Origin of the sequence: Aliirhizobium smilacinae (assembly GCF_006335145.1) — a bacterium.
Lineage (GTDB): Bacteria > Pseudomonadota > Alphaproteobacteria > Rhizobiales > Rhizobiaceae > Neorhizobium > Neorhizobium smilacinae.
This window is the reverse complement of the sequence record NZ_VDMN01000007.1, coordinates 298,615-310,497: the sequence shown is the minus strand read 5'-3', so window position 1 is coordinate 310,497 and position 11,883 is coordinate 298,615. Positions and strand designations below refer to the sequence as shown.

General features: G+C 56.9%; 11 protein-coding genes. 10 read left to right on the top strand and 1 reads right to left on the bottom strand.

Annotated elements, in window-relative coordinates; genetic code table 11:
- Positions 1 to 215 precede the first annotated feature (215 nt).
- From FHP24_RS24745 to FHP24_RS24710, 8 genes are all read left to right on the top strand, one after another.
- Positions 216 to 2,087 (top strand): sensor histidine kinase, encoded by a 1,872-nt coding sequence (locus FHP24_RS24745; RefSeq protein WP_139678904.1) that lies wholly within the window; start codon positions 216 to 218, stop codon positions 2,085 to 2,087.
- A gap of 12 nt (positions 2,088 to 2,099) precedes the next feature.
- On the top strand, positions 2,100 to 2,714 hold the full coding sequence (locus FHP24_RS24740; RefSeq protein ID WP_139678936.1) for a response regulator transcription factor: 615 nt from the start codon (positions 2,100 to 2,102) through the stop codon (positions 2,712 to 2,714).
- Between the two features lie 100 nt (positions 2,715 to 2,814).
- Positions 2,815 to 3,153, top strand: coding sequence for a response regulator transcription factor (locus FHP24_RS24735; protein WP_246091919.1), 339 nt, complete (start codon positions 2,815 to 2,817; stop codon positions 3,151 to 3,153).
- Positions 3,154 to 3,564: 411 nt separating this feature from the next.
- The gene (locus tag FHP24_RS24730; RefSeq protein ID WP_246091918.1) at positions 3,565 to 3,999 is read left to right on the top strand and encodes a YidH family protein; all 435 of its coding nucleotides are present in this window, start codon (positions 3,565 to 3,567) and stop codon (positions 3,997 to 3,999) included.
- Positions 4,000 to 4,020: 21 nt separating this feature from the next.
- Positions 4,021 to 4,890: a Na+-dependent transporter gene (locus FHP24_RS24725; RefSeq protein ID WP_139678902.1), complete on the top strand. Its 870-nt coding sequence runs from the start codon at positions 4,021 to 4,023 to the stop codon at positions 4,888 to 4,890.
- A gap of 38 nt (positions 4,891 to 4,928) precedes the next feature.
- Positions 4,929 to 5,306: a DUF1622 domain-containing protein gene (locus FHP24_RS24720; RefSeq protein WP_139678901.1), complete on the top strand. Its 378-nt coding sequence runs from the start codon at positions 4,929 to 4,931 to the stop codon at positions 5,304 to 5,306.
- A gap of 242 nt (positions 5,307 to 5,548) precedes the next feature.
- Entirely contained in the window at positions 5,549 to 7,051 is a 1,503-nt protein-coding gene (locus FHP24_RS24715; RefSeq protein WP_139678900.1) for an arylsulfatase, read from the top strand.
- A 953-nt stretch (positions 7,052 to 8,004) separates the two neighbouring features.
- Positions 8,005 to 9,474 (top strand): tagaturonate reductase, encoded by a 1,470-nt coding sequence (locus tag FHP24_RS24710; protein ID WP_139678899.1) that lies wholly within the window; start codon positions 8,005 to 8,007, stop codon positions 9,472 to 9,474.
- Between the two features lie 197 nt (positions 9,475 to 9,671).
- Here FHP24_RS24710 and FHP24_RS24705 read toward each other — a convergent pair whose 3' ends face one another.
- Entirely contained in the window at positions 9,672 to 10,583 is a 912-nt protein-coding gene (locus tag FHP24_RS24705) for a permease (RefSeq protein ID WP_139678898.1), read from the bottom strand.
- 86 nt (positions 10,584 to 10,669) lie between these two features.
- Between FHP24_RS24705 and FHP24_RS24700 the strand changes: the two genes are divergently transcribed.
- Entirely contained in the window at positions 10,670 to 11,074 is a 405-nt protein-coding gene (locus FHP24_RS24700; RefSeq protein WP_139678897.1) for a hypothetical protein, read from the top strand.
- Positions 11,075 to 11,224: 150 nt separating this feature from the next.
- On the top strand, positions 11,225 to 11,827 hold the full coding sequence (locus FHP24_RS24695; RefSeq protein WP_139678896.1) for a DJ-1/PfpI family protein: 603 nt from the start codon (positions 11,225 to 11,227) through the stop codon (positions 11,825 to 11,827).
- Positions 11,828 to 11,883 lie beyond the last annotated feature (56 nt).

Here is an 11,883-nt window from a genome sequence, read left to right as displayed (position 1 = left end):
GGTGATGCCGGCCTCGAGTGCGTTTGCCGCCGCTTTCCCGGACGCCCAGTTCGGCGCTGCTATGACCAAGTCAGCTGAGCAGAGCTGGCTCATTCGCACCGCATATTAAAAGAACTGACTTTATATTTATTAGGCATATAAAACTCTCTCAGGCTTCGCACCTGTTTCGTGCTCTGAAGTGCCTTCCAAACGTAATCATGCCTGGATGGTCATGAATGCTTGCAGAAAAAGGGACGGCTACGAGAATAATGTGGCTGCGTTGGGTTCCGTTGCTGCTGTTCTTGATAGTGATCCGGGCGGAATACGTGCTTGCCCAAGGTGCGACGGGGCCGATAAAGCGAATACTTATCCTCTATGAGAACCAAGCGACACTTCCTGCGGTCGTGCAGGTTGCCGCTGGGCTGAGGGAAAGCATGCTGGCCAACATGCCTCTGGGTGTCGAGATATACAGTGAATATCTCGACACGGACCGCTTCCCAGACCCGGCGAATGTCGTTCGCATAGCGGACTATCTTACGAGCAAATATGTGGCTACTAGGTTCGACGTGGTCCTCGCTGGGGGGCCGGGAGCCTTGCTGTTTGCACTGGACCATCGTTCCACGATAGGCAGTAACGCCCCGATCGTTTTCGGAGCGGTCGGTGACACTTCGCTACGAAGCAAGGTCTTGCCGCCAGATGTGAAGGGGGTCGTCAGCCATTTCGATGTGCGCAAGACGATCGATCTTGCTCTGACATTGCAACCGGACGCCAGCAAGATCGTCATCATGACCGGCTCCTCAGGTTTCGACCGGAATTGGCAGGCGACCGCCAAGGAGGCGCTGACTGACAGCTACCGAGGCGTCCCTGTAGACTACAAGTCAGAACTGACGCTCGACGGTTTCGAGACAGTGGCAAGTGCGCTTCCGCGAAACGCCATACTGATGGTCCTGAACATCTTCGAAGATGCAGATGGCCGCAAATTCTACCCTCGCGATGTCACACAGGTGATCTCTTCCGTTTCGAAAGCGCCGGCCTACAGCGTCTATAGTTCCCACTTTGGAGCAGGCGTCATGGCCGGATATGTCGGAACGTTCGAGGATATCGGAAAGGAGATGGGGATCATCGCCAGCCGAATTTTAGCCGGCGATCTTTCTGGTCCCCAGACCTACCTGCTCGAAGGCGGCCCTATGATCGATTGGAACTTGATCAAACATTGGGGCATCGATCCGATACGCATACCCAAGGACGCCCAGGTGCTGAACTACCAGATGCCTGCATGGGAGAAATACAGAATTGAAATCTTGACCATGCTGGCGGTCATTCTCCTGCAGGCAGCGACGATCGTGGCCCTTTTTTTGGAGAGGAGACGAAAGCTTCGGCTCCAGACCGAACTCAACCTTGAAAGGTTGGAACTCGCCTATCTATCCCGGACTTCGCAGCTTGGCGAATTGTCCGGTGCGCTCGCGCACGAACTCAATCAGCCACTTACCTCAATACTCTCAAACGCGGAGTCGGGTACACGGTTGCTGGAGAACAAACCCATCGACATCGATGAGCTACGCGACATCCTCAATGACATCGTTCTCGACAACAAGAGGGCCGCGACTGTCATAACCCAGTTGCGGCGGCTGATGATCAGGGGCGAAACCAGCCTCGAACCGATGGATCTCAATTATGCAGCCACCACGACCTTGGCTCTCGCCCGTAGCGAGCTTCTGGCGCGACAGACGAATGTCGAAGTGATGTTCGACATGCCGGACGTCCCTATCCGCGGAAACCTGCCGCAGCTCCAGCAGGTTCTTCTGAACCTGATCCTGAACGCGACCGACGCGATGGCAAATGTGACACCTGCTCAGCGTGAGATTGCTATTCAAACCAAAAAGCGCGAAAATGGCACGTGCGAGTTGACTGTGACAGATCGTGGCGTGGGAATAGAGACCGGACATCACGCAGAGGTCTTCAAGCCCTTTGTCAGCACAAAAAAATCTAGCCTCGGGCTTGGATTGGCTATCTGCAGATCGATCGTGCAAGCCCATGGGGGAACGTTACAGTTCGATGAAAACTTCGAAAAAGGCGCGCGGGTCATACTTGTTCTGCCGTCTTTATAAGGGGGGAGCATGATGAGCGACGTAACAGCACCAATCATCTATCTGATCGACGATGATGAGGCGATATTGAAGGCCCTTAGGCGCTTGCTCGAGACATATGGGCATCACGTCGATCCGTATTCGAGTGCGGAGAGCTTTCTGGAAAACCATGATCCGGAAGCACATGGCTGCGCGGTCGTCGATCTCGGATTGCCGGGCATGGATGGCTTGGCCGTTCAGGAGCTTCTGGTTGCCGAAAGCGTCGAACGGCCAATTATCTTCCTGACCGGGAAAGGTGATATTCCAGCCAGTGTCCGTGCGATGAAGGCCGGTGCTGTCGATTTCCTGACCAAACCGGTGAACGCAGAATGCTTGCTCGCGGCTGTAGACGCAGCCCTTAAACGCGACGCCAATATGCGCCAGGAAGCCTCGGTGCGGCACAAGATCGAACAGCGCATGGCATCGCTGACGGCACGTGAGCGTGAGGTTTTAGGCTGTGTGGTCGCCGGGCGTCTGAACAAGCAGATAGCGGCTGAACTTGGAACGGTAGAGAAGACGATAAAGGTTCATCGCGGTCGCATGATGGAAAAGATGGGTGTGCGGACGGTCGCCGATCTCGTGCGGTTGTCGGTGGCGACGCATCATTGATGGACGTCGCTCTGAACCATAGGACCGAAGGTCAATTACGGCGGTCGACTGCATGTTGTAAAACGGCAGGATGGAGAGCGTAAAATTCAGGGTGGCCATCGTGGATGATGACGAAATCGTTCGTCGCGCCCTGCGTCGGATGATCAAGTCATTGTCCTTCGATCCTGTTGAATTCGCCACGGGTGAAACCTTTCTCTCCGCTCTTTCAGAGAATACCTTTTCCTGCGCTTTGATCGACCTGCACATGCCCGGTCTGAACGGCGTGGATGTTATGGCGAGAATGCGAAGGGACGGGTACAACGTGCCGGTGATCATCATCACCGGGGGCGATGTTCCCAAGATGCGCGAGCGCTGTCTGAAGGCTGGAGCGGCAGATTATCTCGTTAAGCCTGTCGAACGGGAAACCGTGTCTGACATGATCAGGCTATTGGTGCAGTAGTGGCCCTGTCTCGGCTTATCCATCTGCGCAGAGGGCGTACCAATCCTTCGATCGAGCCTGTGTCCGCGCCGCACGCTGATATGACCACGATGGCGATCGTGAACGAAAATAGACACGGATTGTATGACTGAAGCGGGCTCCTCATTAGGCTTCTCCGTGGTTCGCCGTCTCGGTTATCCGCACGGTAACTTCCGGTCGAACCGCGGATTCTTCTCGATAGAGCGGAGAAGTATAGGTGGACCTTGGGCCATCTGAGCAAAGCACGCGTCATGCGCTTGAAGACCGGATGCACCTGGTCTGTTGGACCTAAGGCCAATTACGAGGCTCACGTCCGATGGTGTAGTTGATGCTGGCTATAGCTCGTTGCCGGAGCGCCCAGTTTGCCGAGCACCTTTCGTGTTGGAGGGGAGGATGAACGAGGCTGAAACCTCTACGGAACTGTCTTCGAAACGCACGGGAATGTCGTTCCAGCGGACGCGGATGAGTGCCGACCGGACGTTGATGTCGGTGATCCGCACATCGCTTTCGCTGATCGGGTTTGGCTTCACCATTTTTCAGTTCTTCGCAAAACTGAAGGCAGCCGGAACCCTGGAGAACGGCTCGCCCCGGAGCTTTGGTCTCGCCCTGGTTGTCATCGGTGTGGGCATGCTGATCGTCGGAATTGTCTATCATCTCCAATTCATGTCCGGCCTCCGCGACGAGCGCCGAGAAATGGTCGTCAACGGCCTCATTCACGGTCAGAGCCGGTTTCCCGTCTCGTTCACAATGATCATCGCTGTTCTCCTTCTCATGACCGGGCTGGTGGCGATCGTCGGCATGACATTCGGCATCGGACCATTTGGCTGATATTTCGGGAAGGATCTACGCGTGACCTTTGCCCAGATCATACCGCTCGTCTTGACGGCAAGCATCTTCCTGAACGTCCTGGCCTTAGGTCTTGCTGCCGGCCTCGAGGACGCAGCATACCTTTTCCGCAAGCCATTTTTGTTGCTGCGTGCGGTTCTTTCGATGAACGTCCTCATGGTGCTGATCGTTGTCGTCGCCGCATCGTTCTTTCAACTGACATTTCCGGTCAAGGTCGCACTTCTGGCCTTGGCGGTCTCTCCAATGCCGCCGCTTTTGCCTACCAAGGAACACAAGCATGGCGCTACCCGGTCCTACGCGGTCGGGTTGCTGGTCGCCGCCGTTTTGCTGTCGCTCGTTTTTATTCCCTGGTCGATCGAATGGATCGGCCGCTATTTTGGAACGGATGCGCGTGTCGGCGCATCGAACATCGTGTCGATCGTACTCATCACGGCGATCGTTCCGCTCGCTGTCGGGATGATGGCCAACTGGTTGCTCCCTAACCTCGCCGCAAGGGTACGGCGGTCCGTGTCGATCTTGTCCATGATCCTTCTGGTAATAGGTGTCGTGCCAATCCTGTTCACGATGTGGGGGACGATCTGGGCCACGATTGTCAACGGTTCTCTTATTGCGCTAGCCTGCTTCACGATACTCGGGCTCGGAGTAGGGCACGTGTTGGGTGGACCTGAACCCGGCAATCGAACCGCGCTGGCCCTGGCAACGAGCACCCGTCATCCCGGTATGGCTCTTATGATAGCCGCAACGAACTTCCCGGACCAAAAAGCTGCGTTCATGGCAGTCATAATCTTGCACCTTACTGTCGGCGCACTCGTCTCCATCCCGTATTTACGCTGGCGCAAGGGGCGTGATCGGGAGGCGTTGTCACCGCGGTAGTTATCAATGAACCCACGTTGTCGAAGCAGGGGCTGAAAATGGAAGAGTGGCTCGTCTTTTTCACCGAGCGCGCCGTGCTGGTCATCAATGCGTTCGCTCTCGTCGTCGTCGTCTTCGGCGCGATCGAGGCTTTTGCCACCGCAGTTAAGATCATTCTGGTCAGGCCATTGCTCGAAGATGAGCGCGGTCTGGTTTGGTTGCGGTTTGGAAGATGGCTTGTGGCTGGACTGACCTTCCAGCTCGCTGCCGACATCATCGAGACATCCATCTCTCCGACGTGGGAGGAGATCGGCCGGTTCGCGGCAATTGCCGCGGTTCGAACATTCCTGAACTTCTTCATCAACAGGGACATGGATGAACTACGCGAGCGACAAAAGGAAGGCGACGAGGACGGAACGGTGACAGCTCCAAAGTAGCGGAAGGATTGACGGTCGAAATCCATGGAGAAAATCGCGCCTTTTTCGGCTCGGGCGCGACGGAAATCCTGTTGCTGCCGGCCGTGTAGCGGCCAGTCGAACTAGGTGGACCAAGGTCCAACTGGACGGTCATCGGATCGCAGAGCAGGTTTTCAACACGGCATTGAAGATGGCCTCAAGGGCAATCCGGCAGGTCAGGGACCGCACACAGGCAGAAACCAATCGGAAGAAGGAAATCAGAAATGGCGACCAAAAAACCGAACGTTCTGGTCATGTGGGGAGACGACATCGGTCAGTCGAACCTCAGTTGTTACACCAGAGGATTGATGGGTTATCAAACGCCGAATATCGACCGACTTGCCAACGAAGGCATGATCTTCACCGATTCCTACGCCGAGCAAAGCTGCACGGCAGGCCGCGCTGCATTTTTGACCGGCCAATGTGGATTGCGGACGGGGCTGACGAAAGTCGGACTTCCCGGCGCCGAGCTCGGCCTGAAGGCTGAGGATATCACCGTCGCCGAAGCACTCAAACCGCTCGGCTACCGGACGGGCCAGTTCGGCAAGAACCACCTCGGCGACCGCGACGAGCACTTGCCCACCGTGCACGGCTTCGACGAGTTCTTCGGCAACCTCTACCATCTCAACGCCGAGGAAGAGCCCGAGGAGGTCGATTATCCGAATGCAAAGGATTTTCCGGAATTCAAGAAGAAATACGGCCCCCGTGGCGTCTTGCATTGCTGGGCGGATGGCAAGGGAGGCCAGAAGATCGAAAATACGGGGCCGCTGACGAAGAAGCGCATGGAAACATGCGACGACGAGTTCCTGGCCGCGGCCAAGAAATTCATTCGGGCTGCACATGACGCAGACGAGCCATTCTTCGTGTGGTTCAACACGTCGCACATGCACGCATGGACGCACATCAAGCCCGAGAGCCGCGGGCAATCTGGCCGTTGGCAATCGGAATATCACGACGTGATGATCGACCACGACAAATGCATCGGGGAGATGCTGGCGTTCCTCGATGAGCTGAAAATCGCCGACGATACGTTTGTGATGTACAGCACCGATAACGGCCCGCACATGAACACCTGGCCAGACGCGGGAACTACGCCGTTCCGGAACGAGAAGAACTCAAGCTGGGAGGGTGCCTATCGAGTGCCTTGCGTGATCCGTTACCCTGGGAAGATCCGTGCTGGGTCTGTGTCCAACTCGATCATCAGTCATCAGGACTGGTTTCCAACCATCCTGGCAGTCGCCGGCGAGCCAGACATCGCTGACAAACTGAAAAAGGGACACAAAATTGGCAAGACCACCTACAAGGTGCATCTCGACGGTTACAATCTGCTCCCGCATTTTACCGGTGCAGAGAAAGAGTGCCCACGTAAGGGATTTATCTATTTTACCGACGAGGGTGATGTTGCGGCTCTTCGTTATGACAACTGGAAGATGCTGTTCATGGAACAGCGCGTCCCTGGCACGCTGAAAATCTGGCAAGAGCCGTTCGTTACACTCCGTACGCCCTACATCTTCAATCTTCGCATGGATCCCTACGAGCGAGCGCAGATCACGTCGAACACGTTCTACGACTGGATGTTCCGGCACATCTTCCTACTGGTTCCGGCGCAGGCGATCGTTGCCGAGTTTCTGGCGACCTTCAAGGACTTTCCACCGCGGCAGAAGTCGGCGAGCTTCAGTCTCGAGCAGGTGATTGCCAAAATGACAGAGGCATCGACGGGAGCGTAGATGTTCTGGTTTTTTTTACGTGAATAGTGCCGCTCCGGCGTTGATTGACATCGGGGCGGCGATCGAGTGTATCCACGATCACAAGCTGATCGGCAAACCCGCCCGTTTGCGGCTATGAGATCTGTTGTCTCGGAGACGCTTTTGAAGCGCTCGCCCTTAAGAATCCAGTCCGCTACAGCAAGGAATACTGGCCTTTCCTGACGCTATCTCCGCTCGCGTTGTGTGGCAAGGTTCAAGCGAATCTGGCTTGGTTTGGATCGTTACCTATACCGGCTTGTTGAGATAGAGGGTGAGGTTGGTGCGGCGGAGAGGGTCATGCCTAATCTACTGGTTGAGCCCCGGATCGCGTTGTCAGGCCTCTCTGTTCGACTGGCGTTATTTTCCTCTGTGACGGCGATTTTAGTATCTTCTCGTTTGTGATCTCAAGTTTACGGCGCGACCAGATGTCGCCAGCAGCTTTCCGAGACATTCCGTCCTGGTCTGGCGTCCGTTTTTCTGCAGCTATCGAGATGCATGCAAGCATGTCGAGATTGATCCAGGCCTTGGCTCTGCGACTGCCGAAAACCATTCAGCGCCCGGTTTTATGATACACCATCGTTACCGATTGCGCTTGATGACTTCATCCATTTTTCGATTTTTATGATAATAATTTCAGTGAATTAGATGGGTATGGCAGGCTTTGAAAGTCGTTTGGGTCTGTCATCGCGGACAAGCCTAAGGTTGATGTCTGCAAAAGCTGCGGCATAACGATCTGCCCGCGGAAGTTTAAACGCATCATGCGGCCGCTCATGAAGGCTTGCGCAAGATGTCGCCTTCTATTCTGCTCATCGAATATGTCCTGAAAATTGCAAATGGCGCTGCGACACGTAGCGAGATCAAAGACATCCACGATGCCGTCATCTTCAAATCGCGGGTCACTCTTTCATCAATGCCTTTGCATCAAGGAAAAACATATGAAACGTCTCGATGAGAGCTTTCTGAACGGCCGTGCGCGCCCGACCCCGCGTGTTCTGCAGTGGGGGGAAGGCAATTTTCTGCGCTCCTTCGTCGATTGGAAGATCGACCTTCTGAACGAAAAGGCCGGTGCGGACTGGGGGGTGATCGTTCTTCGCCCGATCGCAGGTGGCCTGCCGTTCACGTTGAACGAACAGGACGGCGTTTATACGGTTCTGTCGCGTGGCGTGAACGATGCCGGCGAGAAGGTCTCCGAGCCGCGGCTGATCGCCTGCGTGCGCCAGGAAATTCCCTCGCATGAGAGCTGGCAGGATGTGCTGGCGCTGGCGCATGATCCCAACATCACCGTCGTCGTGTCGAATACGACGGATGCCGGCATTGCCTATGTCCCGACGGTGACATTTGAAGACGCACCACAGGTCTCATTCCCGGGCAAGCTGACCCGCTTCCTTTTCGAGCGCTGGACGGCATTCGACGGAAAGCCCGAAGCCGGGTTGCAGATGATCGCCTGCGAACTCATCGATCACAATGGTGACGAACTGCGCCGGATCGTTCTGCAGCATGCCAACGAATGGAAGCTCGATCCGGCCTTCATCACCTGGCTGGAAAAGGACAATGCCTTCTACAACACGCTGGTCGACCGGATTGTGCCCGGCTTTCCTCGTGCCGAGGCCGATGCCCTTATCGAGGAGCTCGGCTACGAGGACAAGTTCATGTCCGCGGCGGAACTCTTCCATTTCTTCGTTATCGAGAAAAAGCCGGGCATGCCGGATCTGCGGATCCCGCTTGCCGACCATGACGAGGGAACGATCGTCGTCGAGGATGCGACGCCCTACAAGGCGCGCAAGGTGGCGATCCTCAACGGCGCGCATACAGGTCTTTGCGCTCTCTCGCTTCTGGCCGGCATCGAGTCCGTCGGCGAGGCGGTATCGGAACCGGCAGGTGCGAAGTTCCTCGACCGGCTTCTCAACGAGGAAGTCATTCCGTTCCTGACCCTGCCGAAGGCCGAGCTTGAGGAATTTGCCGCAGCCGTGCTGCGCCGGTTCCAGAACCCCTATATCCGCCATCTCTGGTACGACATCAGCCTCAACGGCATCGTCAAATACCAGACGCGCAATCTTGAACGGCTGCTGGCCTATCAGGAAAAGTTCGGCAAGCCGGCACCGCTGATGACACTATCGCTGGCATCGTGGCTGGCTTTCTATCTCGGCAGGTTCAAGGGATCGGAGGCGTTTGCGCCGCGTGATGCGGCTGAGGTGATCGAGCGGATCAAAACTATCGGCGCGCTTGATGACGGGACGGATGCGGGGCTTGAGGCCATGGTTGCGGCTTATCTGCAGGACACCGCCTTCTGGGGTCGGTCGATCGATACGCCGCTGCTGCGCGCCAAGGTTGCTGAGGATTTTCGTTACCTCACCGCAGAGCCCTTCTCCTTCGCACGCCTCGAGGCGTTCCTCGACAAGGCCTGAGCCTTATCCAGGCCCGCAAGGTGGAAACCTTCGGGTGAAGAAATATCGACGTGCCCCGAGCGATCGGGGCACGTTTTTTATCGAAAGCAGTCAGGAGGCCGTGCCGGATTCAAACAGCCTGACCGGCTTCACCGGGGCATATGGTGGCGGCGCGATCGGGAGGGATTATCGCACCGCCTGGGGCCGGATGGCCCTTTTCATACCGGCAAAGGGATCAGAGCCCAGAAGCCGAGGAAGGTCAGGCCATTGAAGACAAGCGTCATCAACGCGATTGTGCAGGCGGGCGGGTCGATATGCGTATCGCCGTGGCAGAGAAACAGCCGGGCGAAGAACTCCCCGACGAAGGCGCAGGCGAGGCCTGCAATCGCTGCCCACAGGATGCTGCCCGAGGACGCCCCGACGATGGCGGCCGGCAGCATGATGTGGTGGGTCACCGGTGTCAGCACGCCAACAGTCAGGAACAACAGGCTGGACGCGGCGATGCCGAAGGCGAGAAGCGCGCCCGGCGTGCCATATGTAAGCCCAAGCCATCCGCCGAGCAGGCCGCCACCGATGCCGATCATCACCAGCTGTCCGACACCACTCTGGAAGACCAGCCATTTGGTGGCGTCGGTCGGTGCGAAGAACTTGTGGCCGGGTTCGGCCTTGCCGCAGAGGCCGCAGGTGCCCCAGATGAAGCGGGCGATGAATGCCGAGATAACGACGGTCATGCCGGGCAGGTCGGTCCAGGCGAGCGTGGGCGAAAAATTCGGCACCATGGTGAGCAGCCAGAAGATGACATAACCGACGATGCCGAAGGCGCCGCCGACGAGCAGCACATCCGGGCTGTTGAGACCCATGCCGGCAGTCACGATATTGCGGCCGGTATCAAGCTTGCCTTTGCTCGCGGCATAGGCTGCGGCGGCAACACCCGAGGCGAAGCCACCCACATGGGGGCCGAATACGCCGAAAGAGATACCGAAAAAATCCGTGGCTGCGGGGGCAACCGCAAGCTGGATGGCGACGCCGAGCATCGTCAGGATGCCGACGAAGGCGAAAGCAGGCAAGGCGCCGATTGCGGCGCCGAATATCCCGCCGCCGAAAGCGACGAGCAGACCGAGCATTGTCATTCCATTTCCTCCTTGGGATGCCGGGGTATCGGCGCTCGCCGCTCCGGCCTTCACCTGTCCAAAATCTCGCGGACACCTCTCACCTCATGTCCCGACCGCACATTCCTGTATTCTCCGCGCGCATGTCCCCATTGGCGGCGCGCAAAGGCCCGGCCGTCGCAAGCGCTAATGCGTGTTGCGAACTCCATGTTTTAAGGAATGTCGATCAAGGCGAAGATTATCGAGACGCCGTCGAAAGGGTCAACGCAACGGGTTTGGCCTTGATGGGTAGTTTCTTGACAGCAGGGATCGTGATGCCGGCTGCTCCGAGAAAATTTTATGGATATCAGTGGCTTGCGCTTTTGGTCGCAGGCTTTTTCACCCGGCGGAACAGCCTAGGCGCTGTTCCGGTTGCCTTCTTCAATGACAAGAAAACACCGCATGTGGTGATCCCTTGTCATGTCCTTTTCGCCGAAATGCGCCGGCAATCAACCGAACCGCCTCATTTCTAAGGTGTTTTCCGATTTTCCCTGTCAGGTCAATTATTTACCCGCGCTGGTCAAGGCGGTCTCGTTGACCCTCCAAGTACTGCGGGCCTACCTTTTCAACAGGAGGCGCCGGGCCGGACGATCAACGAACGACCCTGGCAGACAGTGAAATTCATGGCAAAGCTCAACGACAACAGGATCCTGATGATCGTCGGTGATTTCACCGAGGATTATGAAGCGATGGTGCCGTTTCAGGCCTTGCAGATGATCGGTTTTCAGGTCGATGCAGTCTGTCCCGGCAAGCGCCGTGGCGAGATGATCAAGACCGCGATCCACGATTTCGAGGGCGACCAGACTTATTCGGAAAAGCCCGGTCATCTGTTCCGGATCAATGCGGATTTCGCGCTGGCGGAGCCGGAGAACTATGCGGGCCTTTATCTCGCCGGTGGCCGCGCCTGTGAATATCTGCGCCTCGACAAGCAGGTTTTGAACATCATCAAGGCTTTCATGGCTGAGAACCGGCCGGTGGCTGCAATCTGCCATGGCCCGCAATTGCTGACCGCTGCCGATGTGGTGCGCGGGCGCAAGCTGACAGCTTATCCCGCCGTCGAACCGGAAGTGCGGTTGGCTGGCGGCAACTTCGTTTCGGTGGCGGCGGACGATACCGTGACCGATGTAAATCTTGTGACTGCGCCGGCATGGCCGGCGCATCCGAAACTGATGCGCGATTTCACACGCCTGGTTTCTCCCACCATCCTGAACTGCCCAACACCCTGAACTGCAAGACGCGCTCCCGTTGGCCCGAGGCCGTGGGAACGACATTCACTCCTGGA

What these genes read in the sequence shown, in the direction of transcription:
- FHP24_RS24740 (WP_139678936.1), top strand. Translation starts at nt 2,100, where the DNA reads ATGAGCGACGTAACAGCACCAATCATCTATCTGATCGACGATGATGAG.
- FHP24_RS24730 (WP_246091918.1), top strand. Translation starts at nt 3,565, where the DNA reads ATGAACGAGGCTGAAACCTCTACGGAACTGTCTTCGAAACGCACGGGA.
- FHP24_RS24715 (WP_139678900.1), top strand. Translation starts at nt 5,549, where the DNA reads ATGGCGACCAAAAAACCGAACGTTCTGGTCATGTGGGGAGACGACATC.
- FHP24_RS24720 (WP_139678901.1), top strand. Translation starts at nt 4,929, where the DNA reads ATGGAAGAGTGGCTCGTCTTTTTCACCGAGCGCGCCGTGCTGGTCATC.
- FHP24_RS24710 (WP_139678899.1), top strand. Translation starts at nt 8,005, where the DNA reads ATGAAACGTCTCGATGAGAGCTTTCTGAACGGCCGTGCGCGCCCGACC.
- FHP24_RS24695 (WP_139678896.1), top strand. Translation starts at nt 11,225, where the DNA reads ATGGCAAAGCTCAACGACAACAGGATCCTGATGATCGTCGGTGATTTC.
- FHP24_RS24700 (WP_139678897.1), top strand. Translation starts at nt 10,670, where the DNA reads ATGTCCCGACCGCACATTCCTGTATTCTCCGCGCGCATGTCCCCATTG.
- FHP24_RS24745 (WP_139678904.1), top strand. Translation starts at nt 216, where the DNA reads ATGCTTGCAGAAAAAGGGACGGCTACGAGAATAATGTGGCTGCGTTGG.
- FHP24_RS24705 (WP_139678898.1), bottom strand. Translation starts at nt 10,583, where the DNA reads ATGACAATGCTCGGTCTGCTCGTCGCTTTCGGCGGCGGGATATTCGGC.